Origin of the sequence: Micromonospora sp. WMMD754 (assembly GCF_049315235.1) — a bacterium.
Taxonomy (GTDB): Bacteria; Actinomycetota; Actinomycetes; order Mycobacteriales; family Micromonosporaceae; genus Micromonospora; species Micromonospora sediminicola.
This window is the reverse complement of sequence record NZ_CP186058.1, coordinates 6,209,726-6,230,716: the sequence shown is the minus strand read 5'-3', so window position 1 is coordinate 6,230,716 and position 20,991 is coordinate 6,209,726. Positions and strand designations below refer to the sequence as shown.

General features: G+C 71.6%; 17 protein-coding genes. 8 read left to right on the top strand and 9 right to left on the bottom strand.

Annotated elements, in window-relative coordinates:
* Positions 1-6: 6 nt before the first annotated feature.
* Genes araA through araB form a run of 3 tightly spaced genes read right to left on the bottom strand, consistent with a single transcriptional unit; the run spans position 7 to position 3,862 of the window.
* On the bottom strand, positions 7-1,503 hold the full coding sequence (gene araA / locus ACN27B_RS29165; protein ID WP_422742431.1) for an L-arabinose isomerase: 1,497 nt from the start codon (positions 1,501-1,503) through the stop codon (positions 7-9).
* A complete protein-coding gene (locus ACN27B_RS29160; RefSeq protein WP_422742429.1) occupies positions 1,500-2,198 on the bottom strand; it encodes an L-ribulose-5-phosphate 4-epimerase in 699 nt (232 codons plus the stop codon). The genes araA and ACN27B_RS29160 overlap by 4 nt, the downstream gene beginning before the upstream one ends.
* Positions 2,195-3,862: a ribulokinase gene (gene araB / locus ACN27B_RS29155; RefSeq protein ID WP_422742427.1), complete on the bottom strand. Its 1,668-nt coding sequence runs from the start codon at positions 3,860-3,862 to the stop codon at positions 2,195-2,197. The genes ACN27B_RS29160 and araB overlap by 4 nt, the downstream gene beginning before the upstream one ends.
* Positions 3,863-4,154: 292 nt before the next feature.
* Here araB and ACN27B_RS29150 point away from each other — a divergent pair, with 292 nt between their 5' ends.
* Both ACN27B_RS29150 and ACN27B_RS29145 read left to right on the top strand, forming a co-directional pair.
* A complete protein-coding gene (locus ACN27B_RS29150) occupies positions 4,155-5,132 on the top strand; it encodes a LacI family DNA-binding transcriptional regulator (protein ID WP_422742425.1) in 978 nt (325 codons plus the stop codon).
* A 194-nt stretch (positions 5,133-5,326) separates the two neighbouring features.
* The gene (locus ACN27B_RS29145; RefSeq protein WP_422742423.1) at positions 5,327-6,235 is read left to right on the top strand and encodes an endo alpha-1,4 polygalactosaminidase; all 909 of its coding nucleotides are present in this window, start codon (positions 5,327-5,329) and stop codon (positions 6,233-6,235) included.
* A gap of 186 nt (positions 6,236-6,421) precedes the next feature.
* On the opposite strand, the gene ACN27B_RS29140 is transcribed toward ACN27B_RS29145, so the two are convergent.
* Positions 6,422-7,162, bottom strand: a complete 741-nt coding sequence (locus tag ACN27B_RS29140) for a GerMN domain-containing protein (RefSeq protein ID WP_422742421.1) — start codon at positions 7,160-7,162, stop codon at positions 6,422-6,424.
* A 151-nt stretch (positions 7,163-7,313) separates the two neighbouring features.
* Here ACN27B_RS29140 and ACN27B_RS29135 point away from each other — a divergent pair, with 151 nt between their 5' ends.
* Together ACN27B_RS29135 and ACN27B_RS29130 are read left to right on the top strand one after the other, a co-directional pair.
* Positions 7,314-7,823: a SigE family RNA polymerase sigma factor gene (locus ACN27B_RS29135; RefSeq protein WP_422742419.1), complete on the top strand. Its 510-nt coding sequence runs from the start codon at positions 7,314-7,316 to the stop codon at positions 7,821-7,823.
* Positions 7,824-7,935: 112 nt separating this feature from the next.
* Positions 7,936-9,213 (top strand): hypothetical protein, encoded by a 1,278-nt coding sequence (locus ACN27B_RS29130; protein WP_422742417.1) that lies wholly within the window; start codon positions 7,936-7,938, stop codon positions 9,211-9,213.
* Positions 9,214-9,249: 36 nt separating this feature from the next.
* Here the strand turns inward: ACN27B_RS29130 and ACN27B_RS29125 are convergent, their stop codons facing one another.
* The 4 genes from ACN27B_RS29125 to ACN27B_RS29110 all read right to left on the bottom strand — a co-directional run bounded on the left by ACN27B_RS29125 (position 9,250) and on the right by ACN27B_RS29110 (position 14,540).
* On the bottom strand, positions 9,250-10,647 hold the full coding sequence (locus ACN27B_RS29125; protein ID WP_422746097.1) for a protein kinase domain-containing protein: 1,398 nt from the start codon (positions 10,645-10,647) through the stop codon (positions 9,250-9,252).
* 61 nt (positions 10,648-10,708) lie between these two features.
* Positions 10,709-11,707, bottom strand: a complete 999-nt coding sequence (locus ACN27B_RS29120) for a LacI family DNA-binding transcriptional regulator (protein ID WP_422742415.1) — start codon at positions 11,705-11,707, stop codon at positions 10,709-10,711.
* Positions 11,708-12,216: 509 nt separating this feature from the next.
* A complete protein-coding gene (locus ACN27B_RS29115) occupies positions 12,217-13,407 on the bottom strand; it encodes a cellulose binding domain-containing protein (protein WP_422742413.1) in 1,191 nt (396 codons plus the stop codon).
* Between the two features lie 80 nt (positions 13,408-13,487).
* Positions 13,488-14,540, bottom strand: a complete 1,053-nt coding sequence (locus ACN27B_RS29110) for a lytic polysaccharide monooxygenase (RefSeq protein WP_422742411.1) — start codon at positions 14,538-14,540, stop codon at positions 13,488-13,490.
* A 474-nt stretch (positions 14,541-15,014) separates the two neighbouring features.
* Between ACN27B_RS29110 and ACN27B_RS29105 the strand changes: the two genes are divergently transcribed.
* From ACN27B_RS29105 to ACN27B_RS29090, 4 genes are all read left to right on the top strand, one after another.
* A complete protein-coding gene (locus ACN27B_RS29105; protein ID WP_422742409.1) occupies positions 15,015-16,997 on the top strand; it encodes a cellulase family glycosylhydrolase in 1,983 nt (660 codons plus the stop codon).
* A gap of 532 nt (positions 16,998-17,529) precedes the next feature.
* Positions 17,530-18,516, top strand: coding sequence for a LacI family DNA-binding transcriptional regulator (locus tag ACN27B_RS29100; RefSeq protein WP_422742407.1), 987 nt, complete (start codon positions 17,530-17,532; stop codon positions 18,514-18,516).
* 420 nt (positions 18,517-18,936) lie between these two features.
* A complete protein-coding gene (locus tag ACN27B_RS29095) occupies positions 18,937-19,341 on the top strand; it encodes a hypothetical protein (RefSeq protein ID WP_422742405.1) in 405 nt (134 codons plus the stop codon).
* Positions 19,338-20,357 (top strand): tyrosine-type recombinase/integrase, encoded by a 1,020-nt coding sequence (locus ACN27B_RS29090; RefSeq protein WP_422742403.1) that lies wholly within the window; start codon positions 19,338-19,340, stop codon positions 20,355-20,357. The genes ACN27B_RS29095 and ACN27B_RS29090 overlap by 4 nt, the downstream gene beginning before the upstream one ends.
* Before the next feature lie 231 nt (positions 20,358-20,588).
* Here the strand turns inward: ACN27B_RS29090 and ACN27B_RS29085 are convergent, their stop codons facing one another.
* On the bottom strand, positions 20,589-20,909 hold the full coding sequence (locus ACN27B_RS29085) for a hypothetical protein (protein WP_422742401.1): 321 nt from the start codon (positions 20,907-20,909) through the stop codon (positions 20,589-20,591).
* Between the last annotated feature and the right edge of the window lie 82 nt (positions 20,910-20,991).

Genomic DNA, 20,991 nt, shown 5'->3' with positions numbered 1-20,991 from the left:
GGGTTGTCACAGCCCGCGGGCGAGCCGGTGGTAGGCGCTGGTCCAGCGCAGCTCGTGGGCGAAGCGCCGGGACGTGGTCTCCGCCTCGATGAGTGCGAGTTCGACACCGAGGATCTCGGCGAAGTCGTACAGGTGCTCCCGGGTCAGCGCGGTGGAGAGCACGGTGTGGTGCGGGCCGCCGGCGGTCAGCCAGGAGTCGGCGGAGGTGGCGAAGTCGGGGTGCGGGCGCCAGACGGCCCTGGCGACGGGCAGCCGGGGCATGTCGGCCAGCGGCTCCACCACCGTCACCTCGTTGGCCACGAGGCGGAACCGGTCGCCCAGGTCGCACATGCCGACCACCAGGCCCTCGCCCGGGTCGGCGTCGAACACCATCCGGACCGGGTCCTCCCGGCCGCCGATCGACAGCGGGTGGATCTCGACGCGCGGGGTGCGGGCGGTGATCGTCGGGCAGACCTCCAGCATGTGCGCGCCGAGTACCAGCTCCCGGTCGGGCTCCAGGTGGTAGGTGTAGTCCTCCATGAACGAGGTGCCGCCCGGCAGTCCCGTCGCCGTGACCTTCAGGGCCCGCAGCAGCACCGAGGTCTTCCAGTCGCCCTCGCCCCCGAATCCGTAGCCGTCGGCCATCAGCCGTTGCACGGCCAGGCCGGGCAGTTGGCGCAGTCCGCCGAGGTCCTCGAAGTTGGTGGTGAAGGCGGTGAAGCCGCCGTCGTCGAGGAAGTGCCGCAGCGCCAGCTCGATCCGGGCGGCGTAGCGCAGCGACTCGTGGCGCTCACCGCCGGCGCGCAGCTCCGGCGCGACGGCGTAGCGCTGCTCGTACTCGCCGACCAGTTCCTTGACCGGGGCGTCGTCGACGGCGTCGACCACGGCGACGAGGTCGTTGACCCCGTACGTGTTGACCGAGACGCCGAAGCGCAGCTCGGCCTCGACCTTGTCCCCCTCGGTCACCGCGACGTCGCGCATGTTGTCGCCGAAGCGGGCCAGTCGCATGGTGCGCAGCGCCTGCACCCCTACGGCCACCCGGGACCAGTCGCTGATCCGGGCCAGTACGGCCGGGTTGGACAGGTGGCCGGAGACCGTCTTGCGGGTCCTTCCGAGCCGGGTCTGCACGTAGCCGAACTCGCGGTCGCCGTGCGCGGCCTGGTTCAGGTTCATGAAGTCCATGTCGATGGAGCTCCACGGCAGGTCCCGGTTGACCTGTGTGTGCAGGTGCAGCAGGGGCTTGCGCAGCGCGTCGAGGCCGGTGATCCACATCTTGGCGGGGGAGAAGGTGTGCATCCAGGCGACGACTCCGACCACCCGGTCGTCGGCGTTCGCCGCGAGCATCACCTGACGGATGGCGGTGGTATCGGTGAGCACCGGCTTGGCCACGACCTCTGCCACGATTCCCGGATGCCGGGCCAGCGCGACGCAGATCTCGCCGGACTGGCGGGCGACCTGGTCGAGCACCTCCGGCCCGTACAGCCCCTGGCTGCCGGTGAGGAACCAGATCTGCGGCTGCCTCATGAAGTCGGTTCTCCCTGCTGTCCGTAGACGTTCTGGTAACGGTGGAAGAGGCTGTCGATGTGCTCCTGCTCCAGGCGCGGTGGCCGGCCGAGCTGGTGGGCGACGTGCACCGTGCGAGCGACGTCCTCGAGCATCACCGCGGCCTTGACCGCGTCCCGGGCGTCGCGGCCGATGGTGAACGGACCGTGGCCGCCCATGAGCACCGCCCGGCTGCGCGACCCACGCAGCGTCTCGACGATGCCGCGGCCGATGGAGTCGTCCCCGATCAGCGCGAACGGGCCGACCGGGATGTCCCCGCCGAACTCGTCGGCGACCATCGTGAGCACGCACGGGATCGGCTCCCGTCGGGCCGACCAGGCGGTGGCGTAGGTGGAGTGCGAGTGCACGATTCCGCCGACGTCCGGCAGGTGCCGGTAGACGTAGGCGTGCGCCGCGGTGTCCGAGGACGGGGTGCGGTCGCCGTCGACCAGCCGGCCGTGCAGGTCGGTGACGACCATGGCCGCGGGGGTGAGTTCGTGGTACGGCAGCCCGGAGGGCTTGATGACCATCAGCTCCTCGCCGGGCACCCGGGCCGACACGTTGCCGGCGGTCCAGACGACCAGTTCGTAGCGGGTCAGCTCGGCGTGCAGCGCGCAGACCGTGTCGCGCAGGTGCGCCACGGCGGACCGTACGGCGGGGGCGGTGTGGATCGTCATGCGGTGGTCTCCCGTCGGATCGCCTTGAGGCGCCGCATGGCGTCGGTGCCGCCGCGCCCGAACTGGTCGTGCAGTTCGCGGTAGATGTCGTACAGCCGCTGGTAGGCCACGACGTTGGCCGCGATCGGCCGGTACGACTCGACCACCCGGCCACCCATCGCCGCCGCGGCGGTGGGCACGTCCGGGTAGGCGCCGGCCGCCACGGCCGCGTGGATCGCGGAGCCGAGGGCGGGACCCTGCTCCGAGGCGACGGTGGACAGCGGCAGGTTCAGCACGTCGCTGTAGATCTGCATGAGGAACCGGTTCTTCGGCAGCCCACCGGCGACGATGAACTCCCGCACCGGCACCCCGGCGCGGGCGAAGGTCTCCACGATCACGCGGGTGCCGAAGGCGGTCGACTCCAGCAGGGCGCGGTAGATCTCCTCGGGCCGGGTGGTGAGGTCCATGCCGATCAGGAGACCGGACAGCTCGTGGTCGACCAGTACCGAACGGTTGCCGCTCCACCAGTCGAGGGCGACCAGTCCGTGCGCGCCCACGGGGTCCCGGGCCGCGAGGTTGGTCAGGTACTCGTGCACGGAGACGCCCTGGGTGCGGGCGTCCGCGACGTACGCCGGGGGGACCTGGTTCGCGACGAACCAGCCGAACATGTCGCCGACCCCGGACTGGCCGGCTTCGTAGCCGGGAAGCCCGGCGACGATGCCGCCGTCCACGACACCGCACATCCCCGGCACCTCCACGAGCCGGTCGCCGCTCATCACGTGGCAGGTCGAGGTGCCCATGATCGCTACCAACTGACCGGGCTCGACCGCCTGCGCGGCGGCGGCGGTGACGTGTGCGTCCACGTTGCCGACGGCCACCACCGTTGCCTCGGGCAGCCCGGTCCAGCGGGCGGCCCGGGCGGTGAGCCGGCCGGCGGCGGCGCCCAGTTCACCGATGCGCTGGTCGAGCTTGTCCCGGACGAAGTCGCGGAAGTCGGGGTTGAGCGCGGCGAGGAACTCCTCGTCCGGGTATCGGCCGTCCTGGCGGATGCCCTTGTAGCCGGCGGTGCAGGCGTTGCGGATGTAGGTGCCGGTGAGCTGCCAGACGATCCAGTCCGCCGCCTCCACCCACCGGTCCATGGCGGCGTACGCCTCGGGTGCCTCCTCCAGCAGTTGCAGACCCTTGGCGAACTCCCATTCCGAGGAGATCAACCCGCCGTAGCGGCCGAGCCAGGGCTCGTTCCGTTCGGCAGCCAGGGCGTTGATCCGGTCGGCGTGGCGCTGGGCGGCGTGGTGTTTCCAGAGCTTCACGTAGGCGTGCGGCTCGTGGGCGAAGCGGGGCAGTTCGCAGAGCGGCGTGCCGTCGGCCAGCGTGGGCACCATGGTGCAGGCGGTGAAGTCGGTGCCGATGCCGATGACGTCGGCCGGGTCGATCTTCGCGGCCCGTACCGCCCGGGGCACGGCGGTGCGCAGCACCGTGAGGTAGTCGGCGGGCACCTGCAGGGCCCAGTCGCGGGGCAGCCGTCGCCCGGTGCCGGGCAGCAGGGTGTCGATGACGCCGTGCGGGTACTCGCAGACCGCGGACGCGAGTTCCGCGCCGTCGCTCACCCGGACGACCAGCGCCCGGCCGGAAAGTGTGCCGAAGTCGACGCCCACGACGTAGCGCGGTCCTGGTTGCGTGCTCATGTCCCCGACTCCCGTGATCCCGACGGTGCCGGCGGCACCTCGCTGCTGGCGGCCATTGTTAACGGTCACAACGAGCGGCGTCAACCCTTGATCAAGGGCCGATCACGGTGGGGAGCGGCAGTAACGTCAGCTCCCGGAGTTCTCCTGAGAGCTGATTGATGATCGCTATGTGACCGCTCTGCTAAACGGTTTCGAGAGTCGCGGCCGGGCGGCGCGGACTGTTACCGTACGGGTCATGACCTCACGCGCGCCCGCTCAAGGCGAGGACGCGGGCAGGGCCCGGACACCAGTCATGCGCGATGTCGCCCGGCTCGCCGGCGTCTCGCACCAGACCGTCTCCCGGGTCCTCAACGGGCTGCCCAACGTCAGCGACTCCGTGCGGGAACGGGTGGAGCGGGCCGTCGCCCAGCTCGGATACCGCCCGAATGTCAGCGCCCGGGCCCTGATCACTAAGCGGACGATGACGCTGGGTGTGGTCAGCGTGTCCACGCAGCAGTACGGTCCGGCGGGCACGCTGACCGGCATCTCCGAGGCGGCGCGGCGGGCCGGGTACTTCGTGAGCGTCACCGTGCTCGACGCGGTCGACCGGCAGTCGATGCGGTCCGCGATCGACCACCTGCTGGCGGCTGCGGTCGACGGGGTGATCGTCATCGCGCCGGTCGGCTCCGTGGTCGAGGCGGTGGCCGGTGTCGCGCGCACGGTGCCGCTCGTGATGGTCGAGGCACGCGACGGCGAGCAGTCGGTCGCCGGCATCGACCAGGTCGGCGGGGCCCGGACGGCGACCCGTCACCTGCTCGATCTCGGGCACCGGACGGTGGCTCACGTCCGGGGCCCGATCAACTGGTTCGAGGCGGACGCCCGGGTCAGCGGCTGGCTGACCGAGCTGATGGCCGCTCATGCTCCCGTGCCCGAAGTGCTGGTGGGCGACTGGTCCCCCCGCTCCGGCTACGAGGCGGGCCGGCGCATCCTCGAGCGGTCCGACGTCACCGCCGTCTTCGCCGCCAACGACCAGATGGCGCTGGGCCTGCTCCGCGCACTCGAAGAGGCCGGGCGCTCGGTACCAGGCGACATCAGCGTGGTGGGTTTCGACGACCTGCCCGAGTCGGAGTTCTTCCACCCGCCGTTGACCACCGTCCGGCAGGACTTCGCCGCGGTCGGTCGTCGCTGCATCGCCGAGATCGTCGCCCGGATCGACGGCACGAGCCCGCCCTCGGCCGGTCTGATCGTGCCCGAGCTGGTCGTGCGGGCCAGCACCGCAGCGCCCCGCTGAGCGGGCGGGCGTACCTCAGCGTCGGGCCGAGAGCGGCTGCGCGGGCCGTCGGCGCCGCCGTGCCGACGCATGGTCGCTCCGGTTCTCCGGCAGGCCCCGGGGCCGCCCCCACCTCCCGCTGAAACTCCGGCTGCGCCGCCGGAGTGTTCCCGGTCGACGCCGCCGTCCCGGTGGTGACCGACCCGAGGAGCGCCATGAAACCCTCAACTCGCGCCTGGCCGAGCGGCATCATCGCCGTCCTGCTCGTCCTGCTGCCCGGTGGTCCCCTTCGGATCACGTCCGACGCCCCCACCGCCGTCCCGCCGCCGGTAACCACCGCCTACCTCTCGTCGAGCAGCGGCGGTGTCACCGCAGCCTCCCAGCGCCCCGGCTTCGCGCGGCGCACCGTTCGGCGGCCACCCACCAACGTCTCGATCGACTACCAGCTCGGCGGCGCCTACCCGCTGCCGCTGCCGGCGCGGGTGGTCAGCCGCGACTGGGCGGACGGCCCGGCCCTCGGCGCCTACACCATCTGCCGCGTCAACGCCTTCCAGGCCCAGCCCCAGGAGATCGACTGGTGGCGGGCCTACCACGACGACCTGCTGCTGCGCGACGCCATTGGACGGTACGTGGTGGACGCGCCGCGGCAGGAGATCCTGCTCGACATCTCCACGCCGGACAAGCGGGCCCGTCTCGCCGCCATCGTCGGCGGTTGGCTCGAACGATGCGCCGCCGACGGTTTCCCGGCCGTCGAGCCGGACAACCTCGACTCGTACCACCGGTCCCAGGGCCGACTCACCGAAGTGCAGGCGATCGAGTACGTCGGGATGCTCGCCGCCCGCGCCGACCGGATCTCCCTGGCCGTGGCGCAGAAGAATGCCGTCGACCTCGGCCGGGCCGGACGCGACGTCGGTCTCGACTTCGCCATCGCCGAGGAGTGCGGCCGGTACGCCGACTGCGACGACTACACCGCCGTCTACGGCGACCATGTCATGGTCATCGAGTACACCGACGCCGGCTTCGCGCAGGCGTGCCGCACGGTCGGGGCCCGACTGTCGGTGGTGCAGCGTGACCGGTGGCTCAGCCGCCCGAACAGCCCCGGTTACGTCTACCGCACGTGCTGAACCCCTCGTCGCCTGTGGAGCGTCCTGTCGCGAGCGCCCTTCTGGTCCAGACAGAAGGCACCTGTCAGGAGGCCGAACGGACGGCCGCGCGGACCGGGTGGACTTCGTCCTGGACGGGGCCGATCCAGTGCGCTGGACGGAACGCGGCCGAGCCGGACCCCGTCAACCGGGCTCCGGCTCGTGCCGTCATTTCGGCACCTGGTCGTGCAGCACGTCCACATAGAAGGCCCGCTGGTCACCGCGGATGGAGAAGCGGGCCTCGCGGATCCAGCCGAACTGCTCCAGGGTTCGCCGCATCGGCTCCAGCAGCTTGATCTTCTCGCACCTGTCGTCGGGGGCCAGGACGCCGTCCAGGTCGGTGAAGTCGGCGCGGGCCGTCGGCCCGTCCAGCTTGAGATACCGGAACCGGTAGGCGTCGTCGCGGAAGACGCTTGTCAGCCCCGCCGACTGCTCCGCCGGTGTCGGCCCGTCCAGCAGCGCGGCCAGCGCCCGCTTGGCCACCCCCTCGGTGGGCAACTCGCGAGTCACCGGCACGATCTGCGGACAGGGTTGACCGGCGCGCTCGCGCAGCAGGAACAGCTTGACCCTGCGGGTGCCGGTGGAGGGTTCCACGGTCGGCTGCAGCGGCTCCTGACCGTCACTCGGTCGGGCCGTCGGCGCGACAGATGTCGTGGTGGTAGGCCCCACCGCCGGGCCGGTGACCGCCTGTCCGCGTTGCCCGGCCGGGCTCAGGGCCCCGATCCCGATCGGCACGGCCAGCACGGCTGCGGTGACCATTCCGACGGCACCGGCGGTACGAGCACGGCGTCGGCGGGTCCGGCGCTGCAGATCCGCCAGGTCTGGTGGCCGGGCGGTGTCCGCGGCGATGCCGGCCAGGCGGCGCAGGGCGTCCCGCGTCGCACTGTCGTCGCGCCCACCGTCCGTCACCGCTGTCTCCTCGAAGCGTCGTCGAGGCCACTGTAGCGTTTGACGCTGAACCGGCCGTCACATAGCGTGCGGTAGCGGATGGCGGGTGAGTGGGCCTCGTTGCTGTCGGACGGCCGCCACAGTCACGGGCGATCCCTGGCTGAGAGGTTCGATGTCGACGGACCGGGAGTTCACCGAATTCTACCTCGCCACCTATCGTCGACTGGTCGGTCAGCTGTACGCGTTGACCGGGAACCGCCACGATGCCGAGGAGCTGGCGCAGGAGGCGTTCTCCCGCGCGCTCGTCCGATGGGCGAAGATCAGAGAGTACGACCTGCCCGAGGCGTGGGTCCGCAGAGTGGCCTTCAACCTCGCGTTCTCCCGACGCCGGCAGGCACTTCGCGCGACGGCCGCCATGCTGCGCCTCGGCGCCGGTCGTCGCGGGCAGCCCGAGGACGGTGACCACACCGCCGTCGTGGACGCGCTGCGAAAGGTGCCCGTACGCCACCGGCAGGCACTGGTCCTGCACTACCTCGTCGATCTCCCCGTTCGGGACGTGGCCGAGGAACTCGGCGTACCGGAGAACACCGTCAAGACGTGGCTGCGGCGAGGACGCCAGCAGCTGCAGGACGTGCTGCGTGACGAACTGACCGTCGCGGCACTGGCCCGCCTCGATCTCTGAGCCCGACCGCCGTTCGACCTGAAACCCGCGCCGTCCCCGCGGGGTGTTCCTGCGCAGATCCCACCGCCGGCGCTCGCGAAGCGCCGCCGGTCGACACGGAGGAGGCCCGAGGATGAGCAGTCGTGGTGCAGGAGTTGGTCTGCTGGGTACCGCCGGTGTGCTGGTGCTCGCCGCCGCGGCGGCGTGGGGGACCGCGCCGAGTGCCTCCGCGGCGGCGGCACCGACCATCACCGCCATCACCGGCGCGACGGACGGCGGCACGGTGCGAGGCGTCACGGTGGTCCAGGCGAAGGTCCGGGGAGCAACCGATGCCGTCACCTTCACCCTGTCCGGCCCGTCGAGCGACGTCTGGACCGAACGGTCCGCACCGTACTTCTTCCACGGCGACCACAACGGAGCGGCGACGGGCTGGGACACCAACCGGATCGCGGACGGGCGGTACACCCTGACGGTGCGTGCCGCCAGGGGTGCGGCCGCCACGACACGGACCGTCATCTTCACCGTCGACAACCGCTCCGGTGCCCCGACGCCCGACCCGACGGATGCCGCCGGCCGGCCCTCGGTGTGGGTGCTCAGCGACATGAGTGTTCCCGGTGGCGGCACCGACCGCGACGACATCGTCACCCTCGCGGCGCTGAGCGCGTACGCCGACAAGTTCGCCGTCGAGAGGGTCGTCGTCGGCGCGACCACCGTCGGCATCAACTGCGCCAAGGCCCTCGACTACGCGAGAACGTCCTTCGGTGCGCACCTGCCAGGCATCACTTTGGCCTCCACCTGCGCCGATGGCGACGGCTTCACCACCTGCACCGCCGCGAACCCGTGGCTGCGGCAGCCACCGGCGACCGTCGAGGCGCTCGTCGCCTCGATCCGGGCCGGCGGGCTCACGGTGCTCAACTGGGGGCCGATGTCGGAGATCGCAGGCGCGGTGTGCTGGCTGGAGCACCACGCCCCGGCCGACCTGGCCAAGGTACGCATCGTCAGCCACTGGACGGACCCCAGCCCCGGCTACCCGAGCGGCGGACAGGCGTACAACTGCGCGAAGGACCAGTCCGCCTGCGACTACCTGCACCAGGCTGCCCGACGCGCCGCCAACCGGATCTCCCTGGTGGAACTCGGCGGATCGGGCCAGCGATTCGTCGACGAGGCCGACGACCGATGCGCCGCGGACACCAGCATCCCGAACAGCGGGCTGGGTGCCCTGCTCAACGTCACCAAGGACGCCGGCACCCCGGACATGTCCGACGGGGCGACGTTCCTGCTGCTGGTGACCGGCGGCCTGGAGGGCTACGCCGACGACGGGACCGACGACGTGAACTTCACCAAGGGCTTCCAGCAGCTCTGTGTGGCGGCGCCGGCCATCTTCGACCATCTGCGCGCCCATCTGAACTGAGTAGTTCGACGGGACCGGCCGGGGCGCGGCCCCGGATCAGCCGGCCGGCGTGGAACGGGACACGGCCGTGCCGACGCGGTCGACGGCGTCGGTGAGCGCCGGGGCCGCCGCCGCTGACACCCCGCCGTCGCGGATCTCGTCGGCGAGGCTCCGGCGCAGGTCCGACATCAGCTGGGCCAGGTTGTCCGCCCGGGCGTTCTGGTTGTTCACCACGTTCACCACCTGAGCGTCGATCTTCTGCGCCGCGCCGGAGGTCACGGTGCCCTCGGCGAGATCCCGGCGGAGCAACTCGCGAAGCTCGGCCGCGGCGACGGCGAGAGACACGGTCGGACTGGCGGACGGTCCCGTCGTGGCGGAAGCAGGCCCGCCGGTCGAGGGCGTGGATGAGCGGATCGCGCTCGGCACACGGGTCGGCTTGTTGCTCCGTGATGGTCCGGGCGTCGTGACCGGCCGCGTCGACCGGACCAGGGGCGGCCAGGAGAGCTCAGGCGCGGGCAGTTGGGCCTCGGGCGGCGGCGTCGGCGAGCGAGTGAGCGCGACGATGGTCACGGCGGCAGCCAGAGCGCCCGCGACCACCGTGGCCACCCCGGCGATCACCGGTCCTCGCCCACGACGGTCTGCCGCCGGTTCGAGCACCGCGGTCACCACCCGGCCGGCCGGCGCGGCCGCCGGTGCAGGCGTCCGGGGCGGCTGGTGTCCGGCGGACATCGGATCGGTGAGCGCGTGCAGCTCGGCGGCGACCTCCGCTGCCGACGGGCGCCGGCTCGGCTCCCGCCGCAGACACCTGTCGCACAGTCGCACCACCTCGGTCGGGACTGCGGCGGGCATGCGGATGGCATCGTCCGGCGGTCTGCCGGTGAGCATCTCGACGAGCAACGCGCCGAGGGAGTACACGTCTGCCGCCGGATCAGCCGGAGCATCGGCGAGCCGCTCCGGCGCGAGGTACGGGGGAGTGCCGAAGGTCCAGCTCCGCTGCGGGCGGTCCCCGATCCTCGCGGCGATTCCGAAGTCGAGCAGCTTGACCTCGCCGTCGGCCACCATCACGTTGTCCGGGGTGACGTCCCGATGGACGACGCCGTGTGCGTGGACGGCCGCCAGCACCGCGGCCAGCCGCGCGGCGATCCTGACGGCCTGGCGCCACCCGAGCGCCCCGGAGGCCAGGACGTCGAGCAGCGATTCCCCGGCCAGCATCTGCAGGACCAGGAAGGTGACCGTGGTGCCGTCGGGTGCCATGACCTGTCCGACGTCGTGCACGACCACCACGTCGGGATGCGAGACGGCCGCCATGGTGCGCGCCTCGGTGCGTGCCAGGGCGTCCCGGTCCACCGGCACGTCGCGGTCCGGGCCGGGAAGCTTGACCGCGACGAGACGGTCCAGCTCCACGTCCAAGGCCCGCCAGATGACCGACATGCCCCCCGCGCCGATGCGTTCCACCAGTCGGTAACGGCCGGCGAGCGTCACACCCGGCGTAGGCCAGCGCCCGGGTGCCGGCGGCTCAGGCCGACGCACGACGGACGAGTTCAGTGGGAAGTACGACGGTGTCACTGGTGGGTCGGTCCTCGAGGATGTCGGTCAGCAGCAGCCGGCAGGCGATCCTGCCCAACTGTTCGACCGGTTGGCGGACGGTGGTCAGGGCCGGCTGGATCATGGTGGCCACAGGTGCGTCGTCGAACCCGACCAGGGCCACCTCGCCGGGTACGGCGCGGCCGGCACGGCGCAGCGCGTGAAGAGCACCGACCGCCATCGCGTCCGAGGCGACGAAGACACCGTCGATCGTCGGTGCACGGCTGATCAGCCACTGCATGGCGTGCGTTCCGGACGCCTGGGTGAAGTCCCCGTAGGCCGTGGCCGCCGGCTCGGCCCCGGCCTCGGCCATCGCATCGCGGTACCCGGCGAGGCGGTCGGCGGCGGCTGGCAGGTCCGGCGGCCCGGCGATCATGGCCACCCGGCGACGCCCGCTGCGCAGCAGGTGCCGCACCGCCGCGCGGGCGCCCCCGCGGTTGTCCACGTCGACGAACGGAATGTCCAGCTCGGCCGGGCGGCCGACGCCGCGTACCGGCACCGGGGACGTGGCGACCGCCCGGGCAACCGGATGCTGGTGGTATGCGCTGACCAGGAGGACACCGTCGGCGCCGCCGGTGAGCAGGTAGCGTTCGATCCCGGCCAGGTTGTCCCGTGCCGCCGTCAGGATCGGCATGGGAGAGCCGTGGATCGACAGTTCGGCCTCCGCGCCGGCGGCCAGCCGCGCGAAGAACGGGTCGGCGAACACCCGTGCGGTCGGCTCGCAGATCACCAGGGCCACCACCGGGGGCTTCCGCAGACCCGGGTGCCGGGCGTCTCGCCGGACGTAGCCGAGCTGCGCCATCGCCGCGTACACGCGCTGCCGGACTCCCGTCGTCACGCGGACGGAGCCGGTGAGCACCCGTGACACCGTGGCCGGTGACACCTGCGCCGCGGCGGCGATCTGTTGGACGGTCGGCTGCGCGCGCATCATGCTCCGGCTCGAGGTCGGGTACCGAGCGGCCGGCCGCCGTTCTGTGGACAGGCAGGCGCGTCCGCGGCGCGACGAGCCCGGCTGAGGTCGCTGGAAGCAGGTCTCGTCGCGGGGACCTGCTTCCGAGTGGCGGGGCGTGGCCCGACTGCGCCGGAATCACCGAAGCGTGGCACGGCCGGGAAGGCCTGGCAAGGCCGGCGTGCCGTGGAGGCCCGCACCCCGGCCGGCGGTGCCCCGCCGTTCCGGCCGGGGCCACTGCCGGGAGGTGGCGTCCCGTCCACGGCATCCGCGCCGGTCACCGCCGTCCGGGCATCGACGGCGGTGACCGGCGTCGGCGCGTCACGTACCGTCGCCGCCGTTTGCGAGCCACAGGCGGTGACGAGCCGGACCCCGGCCGGGCCGGACGAGGCCGTGAAACGCGTTTCAGGCAGCCGGCGTCGCCGGTCCCGGGGACGTCTCCCGCCGGCGGCGCGGGCCGGTCGTGGGGAGACGACCCCGGCAGCCACCGGTCAGCAGGCGAGCGGGTACGCCGACACGGCGACGTCGTCGAACCAGAGGGTGTCGTCGCCACCGCCGTAGCTCTCCCAGCCGAGCCGGAGGTCGCTGAGGTGCGGACGCCAGGTCCGGCCCATCCATTGCGCGTCGACGTCGGCGGTGGGTACGGCGTCGACGAGCAGGCCCGGCACCTGGGTCCCGTTCACGCTCGTGGACATCGTGCCGCGATCACCGTCCACGGTGAACGCCACGCAGTTCCACGTGCCGGTCGGCAGCGGACGGCTCTGCGCCACGCCCGCCGGACTCTGCACCGGCACGGTGGCGTCGTCCGACTCCCGGTTCCACTGCAGCGCACCGCTCTGTCCGCCGAGGCGCAGGTCCTTGCCGCCGTCGGCGTCGTCCCGCAGCGCCGCCAGCGCCACGTGGCCGTCGGGTAGCGGCGTGCTGTGGCGGACGTAGAACCGGACGTGCCAGGTCCGGCCCACCGGCGTGAGGTCGGCGGCCGGTCGGACGAAGACGTGGTTGCAGTAGCCGGCGCGGCCGTCCACCCGCACGGATCGGGTGCCGGAGTGCGCGACGGCGGTGTCGACGGTGGCCGTACCGGATCCCTGGCAGTGGGGCCGGCTCACGGTCCAGGCGCCGTCGGGCACGGTGCCACCCTGGGCCTCGAAGCCGTCGCAGAACGTCGCGGTTCCGCAGGCGGCGTCCGGCGGGCCGCTCGGGGTGGTCGAGGGGGTGGGGCTGACCGGCGGGACCGACGGGGTGGGAGAGCCCGCGCCAGCGGGGTCCGCGCACGCGACCGCCGGTGCCTGGCTGTCCGGCTGACCGGTGCCCAGCAGCCCGATGGTCGTGGACCCGGCCGGCGTCACGTTGCCGTTGAAGGTGGCGTTGGCGGCGGTCACCGTCGACCCGTCCTGGGTCACGGTGACGTTCCACCCCTGGCTGACCCGCTCACCGTTGTGGTAGGACCACGAAAGCCGCCAGCCGGTCAGTGGCACGGTGCCGGTGTTGGTCACCTGGATGTCGGCCTGGAAACCACCGGACCACTGGTTGACGATCCGGTAGGTCGCGGCACACGAGGCGGCCGCCGCGCCGGCGGCCGGTGGGGAGAACAGCACGGGGACCGCCGCGGCGGTGACCAGGACCGCGGCGATGGTTGCGGTCGGTGCCGACCGTCTGGTCGGCAGCCGGAGGGGACGGGTCATCGGTGCTCCTGCGGTGGTGGGGGTGCGGTCCACGTCGGGGACGTGGACCGCACCCGGTGGTGGGGCGGGTACGGCTGGACTCAGCCGCAGGTCACGTCACTGAAGGTGGGAGCGGTGGTGCCGCTGCCGAGCAGTCCGGCGGTGGTCGAGGCGCCCGGTGCCAGGACCCGGTTCCAGCTCGCCGCGTGGATCATGGCGGTGGTGCCGCTCTGCATCGGAGTGCCGTTCCAGACCTGGTCGAGCCGTACTCCGGTCGGGAACGTCCAGCTGGCGTACCAGTTGGTCATGGTCGTCGTGCCGGTGTTGGTGATGGTCAGGGTGGCCTGGAAGCCGCCGCTCCAACTGTTGTCGGTGTGCAGGCTCGCCCGGCAGGCCACGGCCGGTGGGGCGGTGGGGGAGGTGCTGGGCGTGGGCGTGGGCCCGGTCGGCGTCGGCGTCGGGGTCGGGGTCGGGCCACCAGGTCCGCTGAAGTCGACGTCGGAGCAGCCGTAGAACGTCTCCTGGCTGTCGGTCCGCGACCAGACCGAGTAGATGACGTGTCGGCCGGAGCGGTGCGGCAGTTGGCCGCTGAAGCGGTAGGCGCCGTCGCTGACCGGGGGCTGCGGATCTGCCGTCAGGAACGGCTGCGCCTCCAGATCGTCCCAGGTGAGCGGCTTGGTGGGGTCGTAGCCGTCCTTGGTGATGTACAGCCGGATTCCACCGGGGTGCGGCACCCAGGCGCCGTAGGAGAAGTCGTACGTGCCATCGGCCCGCACCGGGGTGGCCGGCCAGTCCGCCCGGGGAGCGTCGTACGCGGCGTACTTCGGATTGCCGCCGCTGCACAGCTGCCCGTCCGGAATGTAGCCACGGGTGCGACCGCCGCCGTCGGAGCGCAGGACGCCGTACCAGTCGTAGAGCGGCTGGGTGCCGCCGGCGGCCACGGCGGCCTGGCAGGCCGGGTTCTCGGGCACGATCTCGCCGCTGCCGACGATGCCGTCGGTGTAGCAGGCGTACGTTCGGCTGGCCGGGGCCTGGAGCGCGCCGTGCGCCTGCGCCGGCCGGGGCGCGCTCAGGACCGTCACGACGCCGGCCGTGAGGGCCAGGACGCCGAAGACGGCCAGCACACGCCGGGTAGGTGCTGCCGACAGTTGCATGTTTCCTCCTCGCGGCCCCGCTTCCGGGACCGCCTTCGCCGACCGAGGCCGGCCGGTGTTTCCGCAGACGAGTGAGTCCGGTGGCGGCGCGGTGGCCCAGGCCGCGGTCGCCCATTCCGGCGAGCGGCGGGGTGCCCGGCCCCCGGCCCGCTCCGATCGGAGCCGCCGCTCGGTGCCAGAAGCCAACATCCCGTACGTCCCGGGTACCAGCCCTTGGCCAGCTATTCGGCGACGACCTGCGGCTTTGCGTGAAACGCGTTTCAGCGATCGGGCCGGTGACCACCGGCCCGGTCCGAGGCCATACGGCAGACGTTGTCGCAGGTGACCGGGGTTTCAAGCGGATGCGGCGCGGGGGTTCGCCGCGGGGGTCGCGTCATCCGGCTGGACGGCAGTGGTTCTCGGGCTGCTTATGCTCGCCGATGGAAGCGCTCCCATTGGCATTGCCACCACACCACCACCGTCGAAGGACAGAGCATGTCTGTGAAGAGAACCGTGCGCGGCGTCGCGCTGGCGGCCTGCGTGGCCGTCGGGCTGTCGACGCCGGCGACCGCCACGGCGGCCCCGCCACCCCGAGCGGCGCTGCCGCCGGCGGCCGACAGCGCGGCACCCGCCGCGGACTGGCTGCACACCGAGGGCAACAAGATCGTCGACGAGGCCGGCAACCAGGTCTGGCTCACCGGAGTCAACTGGTTCGGCTTCAACGCCACCGAGCGGGTCTTCCACGGCCTGTGGGGCGGCAACCTCGAGACCATCACCCGGCAGATGGCCGAACGCGGCATCAACACCGTTCGGGTCCCGATCTCCACCCAGCTGCTGTTGGAGTGGAAGGCCGGGCAGACGGTCATGCCCAACGTCAACCTGGCGGCCAACCCGGAACTGGCCGGGATGAACAACCTGCAGATCTTCGACCACTGGCTCGACCTGTGCGAGAAGTACGGCCTCAAGGTCGTGCTCGACGTGCACAGCGCCGAGGCCGACAACGCCGGCCACGTCTATCCGGTCTGGTACAAGGGCACGGTCACTCCCGAGCAGTTCTACCAGGGCTGGGAGTGGGTCACCGCGCGGTACAAGGACAACGACACCATCGTCGCGATGGACATCAAGAACGAGCCGCACGGCCAGCCGGGCGAGTCCCCCCGGGCGAAGTGGGACGGCAGCACGGACGCCGACAACTGGAAGAACGCCTGCCAGACGGCCGGCCGACGGATCCTCGCGATCAACCCCAAGGTCCTGATCATGTGCGAGGGGATCGAGGCGTACCCCCGGCCGGGCAAGAACTGGGACTCGCCGAAGACCAACCCCGACCTGAGCCCGAACTACTACAACAACTGGTGGGGCGGCAACCTGCGCGGCGCGAAGGACTTCCCGGTCGACCTCGGCGCCAACCAGGACCAGCTCGTGTACTCCCCGCACGACTACGGACCGCTGGTCTACGAGCAGCCCTGGTTCCAGGGCGCGTTCGACAAGGCCAGCCTGACCGACGACGTGTGGCGCCCGAACTGGCTCTACCTGCACGAGGGCAACACCGCGCCCCTGCTGATCGGTGAGTGGGGCGGACGCCTCGGCCAGGACGCCCGGCAGGACAAGTGGCTCAAGGCGCTGCGCGACCTGATCGGCGAGTACAAGCTGCACCACACCTTCTGGTGCCTGAACCCCAACTCGGGCGACACCGGCGGGCTCCTGCTCGACGACTGGAAGACCTGGGACGAGACGAAGTACAACCAGATCCTCAAGCCGGTGCTCTGGCAGCACAACGGCAAGTTCGTCAGCCTGGACCACCAGGTCCGCCTGGGCGGCAACACCGCCACCACCGGCATCAGCCTCACCGAACGCTACGCCGGCGGCAGCGAGGACGACACCGTCGCGCCGACCGCTCCGGGCCGGCCCACCGCCAGCGCGGTCACCGCCAACGCCGCCACCCTCACCTGGGCCGCCTCCACCGACAACGTCGGAGTCACGTCGTACGAGGTGTTGCGCGCCGTGGGCACCGCGCCCGCGACGGTGGTCGGCACCGTCTCCGGCACCAGCTACCGGGCCGGGAACCTCAGCGGAGACACGACGTACACCTTCACCGTGCGGGCCCGCGACGCCGCCGGCAACGTGTCGGCGCTGTCGCCGGCCGCGACCGTCACCACCCCGGCCGGCGGCAGCGGCGAGGGCGGGTGTGCCGCGACATACCAGGTGACCAACGCCTGGCAGGGCGGCTTCCAGGGCGAGATCCAGGTGAAGAACACCGGCACCGCACAGATCAACAGCTGGACGGTGACCTGGACCAACCCGACGGGCACCGCCATCTCCTCGGTCTGGAACGGCAGGCTGAGCACCACCGGTGGCAAGAACACGGTCAGCAACGAGCCGTACAACGGCAAGGTGGCCGCGCAGGCCAGCACCAGCTTCGGCTTCACGGGCACCGGCGCCGGGTCCGCACCGTCCGACCTCAGCTGCGTCGCCTCATGAGCGGCCCGCTGCGGCGCGACGACGCGGCGGGTACGCGGCAGGCCGTCCCTGCGCCTGCCGCGGGCGTCGACAGCTCACGGTTGAACACGGAGGCCACCGGCCAGGACGTCGTCGGACCGACTCGCGCAGGAGTGGACCCGCCGGCCGGACGCCATCGCGGCCTCCGGGTCCACCGATTCCGGTGACTCATCGCCACGGATCAGGACACTCACCTTCACGAAGGGCGAGCTGTCTCTGATGCGGGGTCGGCAGAGACGTGCCGACCCGATCAGGACGCGGCCCGGCGGGACCCCACCCCGTCGGGCCGCACCCCTCCCCGCTCCGTGCGCAAGATGCTCACCGCACATCTCATTCAGCTGTTCAGGTACGCGGGCTGGCTGCGTAGACTCTGCTCCACCCTTCCCGACCAGCGGCGAAGGCTGCTCCGGTACGCCTCCACCGGAGCGCCAGTGCTGACCGCTCGGATCGGTCAAGGCCCGTGGGTGGGCACCCACGGGCAGGCGGAAAGGTGGGTGCCGTGCGCGGTCCAGCGATGACGGACGTGGCTCGCCTCGCCGGCGTCTCCCACATGACGGTCTCCCGCGTCCTCAACGGGCACCCCACCGTCCGCGAACAGACCCGCCTGCGGGTTCAGGCGGCCATCGCGCAACTCGGCTACCGACCCAATCGGGCAGCCCGAGCGCTGGTCACCGGCCGATCGCAGATGATCGGAGTGATCGCGCAGAGCACCAGCCTCTACGGTCCGGCATCCCTGCTCACCGAGGTCGAACGGATCGCGGCGCAGGACGGGCTGGCCGTCAGCGTCAGCTGCGTGCCGCGCCCCGACCAGCACTCCATCTCCGAAGCGGTCGACCGGCTTCTCGCGCACCGGGTCGCCGGCATCATCGTCATCGCCCCGATCGAGGTGGCCGACGTGGCCCTGTACCGCCTTCCCACGGACGTCCCCCTCGTCACCATCGACGGCGACATCCAGCGATCGGCGGCCGTGGTCACGATCGACCAGGTGAGCGCTGCCCGCGAGGCCACCCGACACCTGCTCGACGCGGGACATCGCACCGTCTGGCACGTCGCCGGACCACCGGACCGGTTCGGCAGCGCTGCCCGTCAGAAAGGATGGCAGGAGGCACTCGTCGCGGCGGGGGCCGATGTGCCGCCACCGCTGCCGGCCGGCTGGTCCGCGGCGTCCGGATACGAGTGCGCGGAACTGTTGGCCCGGATGCCCGAAGCGACCGCGATCTTCGCCGCCAACGATCATGTCGCTCTCGGCGTACTACGCGCGCTTCAGGAACACGGCAGGCGAGTCCCGGAGGACGTCAGCGTCATCGGCTTCGACGACGTGCCGGAGGCCGCGTACTTCATGCCACCACTGACCACAGTGCGACCACACTTCGACGCGGTCGCGCGAGCCAGTTTCGAGCTCTTGGGCGCGCAGCCCGGATCCGGGGACGGCGGCGTCCGGCAGCGCACCGTCGTGCCCACCCTCATCAGCCGGGCCAGTGTCGCGGCACCGCCGAGCTGATCGGTGGGCGCTCCCCACCGACTGGGCGCATGGCTGTTCCAGGAGTGCAGGACCGAGGTTCAGGCAGGCGGCGGCCGGCCCGCTGAGCTCCTGGCGATGTGGCTGCGGCCGGCTTCGATGGCGAGGTCCTGGGTGCGGACTCCGCGCCGGAGCTAGGCTCGCTCGAGCCTGAGGGTTGCGCCGAGCGTCATCGGCGGTGGGGGAATGGACCGTGTCGCCCCTCGGACACCAAATTGCAGCATCCATGCTGTGTTTCGCGTACTGGTGGTCAAGCGCACTTGACCACGCAACTCTCAGCTCAGCGACTCCCTCGATCGACCCTGTCTCGATCGGGGGCGATTGTCGTGGTTGATCGTTCTGTGGCTCCCGTCATCCCGCCGGTGATGCTGGCCGACCGGGGGCAGGAGTCCCGTCGCCCCCGTGGTGGAGCGCCTCGCCGTCCGCGGTTGCCCCTGCCGGTTCTGCCGTCGCCGCGCGACCGGCACGATGGTGTACGGCCTGGCTGCCATCGACAGCAGTGGCCGGATCGCCGACCGCACGGTCATCCGGGCCCTCGGCTGGATGCCGGGCACGCGCCTGTACATCCGCGAGGGCGCCGGAGTCATCGTTGTCCGGCTGGACCGGCAGGGCGTCTTCACCGTCAGCGGCCAAGGCCATCTGCATCTGCCGGCGGCCGTCCGACACTGGTGCGGGCTCACCGCCGGCGACCGCGTGTTCCTGGCCGCCAACCCCGCTGACGGCCTGCTCGTGGTGCACCCTCCCTCCGCACTGGACGCGATGGTCGTCGCGGTGCACGCCGACGCGTTAGGCGGTCGTCAGGCATGAGCGACACCACCGTGGGTCGGTCGGAGCTGGATGCCGCGCGGTTACTGCTGGCGCGGATGGGGATCTCGCCGGCCGACCTCGTCGAGCCGGCGTCGGACCGTCCGCCGGCGCCGACGTTCGCCGAGTATGTGCCGGTGGTAGCGGCGGCGGTCAGCGACGGGACCCGGCGGGCGTACGGCTCATACTGGAAGCGGGTCCTAGAGCAGTGGGGGCAGCGGCGGCTTGACGAGCCGACTCCGTCGGAGATCGAGCAGCTCGCTGAGTACACCAAGGCGCACGTCGTGGCCCGGCGCAACGCGCGGGGCGGGCGAAGCGCGGCGGAGCATCTGATCGCCTCGCTGCGGTGCCTGTATAAGCGGGCCGTTGCCGACGGGTACGTCGCCGCGGCGGACAACCCGGCCCTCAAGGTGGCCAAGCCGCGGCGCCTGCCCAGCACTCGCCGGGCCGTGGCCGACATCAGGCTGGCGGAGATCAACGCCGTCGCTGCCAGCACGGGCGATGACCCGGCGTTGGACAGCCTGCTGCTGCGGCTGCACACCGAGACGGCGTGCCGCCGGGGTGGTGCGCTGGCGTTGCGGCCGGTCGACCTGGACCCGGATCAGTGCCTCATCCTGTTGCGGGAAAAGGGCGACACGGTGCGGTGGCAACCGGTGTCACCGACGTTGATGAGGCACTTGCAGCAGCACGCCGAGGAACGCCAGGCGGTGGGAACGGGGCAGCTGCTGCGTTACCGCAACGGGCAGCCGATCACCTATCGGCGCTACGACCATCTGTGGGTGCGCCTCGGTGAGCACCTGCCGTGGGTGCACGTGCAGCAGATCAGCACGCACTGGCTGCGGCACACGACGCTGACGTGGGTCGAGCGGAACTTCGGCTACGCCGTGGCACGCGCGTACGCCGGTCACACCGACAGCGGCAGCGACGCCGGTGCCACCAGCACTTACGTCCGAGCGAGTCTGCAGGAGGTCGCCGCCGCTCTGGCGGCCCTGACCAACGAGCCTCATCCTCTCGCCTGAGCTGGAACTATCGCGGGGTGGGCCTGGTCGTTACGTCCAGGCCCACTCGCGGGGCCTAATTGCAACGAGGCCGTTGCCAAAGCGGGCCACGTAGCGTCGGCATCCGGATCTGCCGAGGAGAGTGCGTCTGTTGTCCCATGCAAGAGCTGCCCGGACGCGCTGCGTGTGGAGGTTCCTGATCGATTTGCTGCGTCGCGGGGACGGCCACGAGCCTCATCGGTGGGATCGGTCTCAAATGTTGGTGCCCGGCCGCCGAGCGACCGGGGGGCGGGCCAGACGTGGCTGCCTCGCGGGCCGTTCCCACTTCAGGACGTAGTAGATCATCGCGCGAGTGATATCGTGCCGGTTCGGATCCTCGTGGATCCACTCGTAAATCTGCCGCGGCCCCCAGCTGGGCTCATCGATCGCGATTCTCTTGATGTAGTTGTATCTTGCATCGGTCAGGTCGGCCGGCCGTTCGGCAGGGGCCAAGTCGCCGTCGCTGATGACGTTGTGCAGCGGCTCGCTGGTGTCGTCGTCATGGACCATGCGGACCTCCGGTGGGGTCAACACGTGACCACGCTAAAGACGAGCGCCGATGCCGGTCCATGCCAGGCTGCGGCAGGATGGTGACGTGAATGCGGCATGATCCTGC

Coding starts and splice junctions, on each gene's coding strand:
- araA (WP_422742431.1), bottom strand. CDS start 1,503: ATGAGGCAGCCGCAGATCTGGTTCCTCACCGGCAGCCAGGGGCTGTAC.
- ACN27B_RS29160 (WP_422742429.1), bottom strand. CDS start 2,198: ATGACGATCCACACCGCCCCCGCCGTACGGTCCGCCGTGGCGCACCTG.
- araB (WP_422742427.1), bottom strand. CDS start 3,862: ATGAGCACGCAACCAGGACCGCGCTACGTCGTGGGCGTCGACTTCGGC.
- ACN27B_RS29150 (WP_422742425.1), top strand. CDS start 4,155: ATGCGCGATGTCGCCCGGCTCGCCGGCGTCTCGCACCAGACCGTCTCC.
- ACN27B_RS29145 (WP_422742423.1), top strand. CDS start 5,327: ATGAAACCCTCAACTCGCGCCTGGCCGAGCGGCATCATCGCCGTCCTG.
- ACN27B_RS29135 (WP_422742419.1), top strand. CDS start 7,314: ATGTCGACGGACCGGGAGTTCACCGAATTCTACCTCGCCACCTATCGT.
- ACN27B_RS29130 (WP_422742417.1), top strand. CDS start 7,936: ATGAGCAGTCGTGGTGCAGGAGTTGGTCTGCTGGGTACCGCCGGTGTG.
- ACN27B_RS29120 (WP_422742415.1), bottom strand. CDS start 11,707: ATGATGCGCGCGCAGCCGACCGTCCAACAGATCGCCGCCGCGGCGCAG.
- ACN27B_RS29115 (WP_422742413.1), bottom strand. CDS start 13,407: ATGACCCGTCCCCTCCGGCTGCCGACCAGACGGTCGGCACCGACCGCA.
- ACN27B_RS29110 (WP_422742411.1), bottom strand. CDS start 14,540: ATGCAACTGTCGGCAGCACCTACCCGGCGTGTGCTGGCCGTCTTCGGC.
- ACN27B_RS29105 (WP_422742409.1), top strand. CDS start 15,015: ATGTCTGTGAAGAGAACCGTGCGCGGCGTCGCGCTGGCGGCCTGCGTG.
- ACN27B_RS29100 (WP_422742407.1), top strand. CDS start 17,530: ATGACGGACGTGGCTCGCCTCGCCGGCGTCTCCCACATGACGGTCTCC.
- ACN27B_RS29090 (WP_422742403.1), top strand. CDS start 19,338: ATGAGCGACACCACCGTGGGTCGGTCGGAGCTGGATGCCGCGCGGTTA.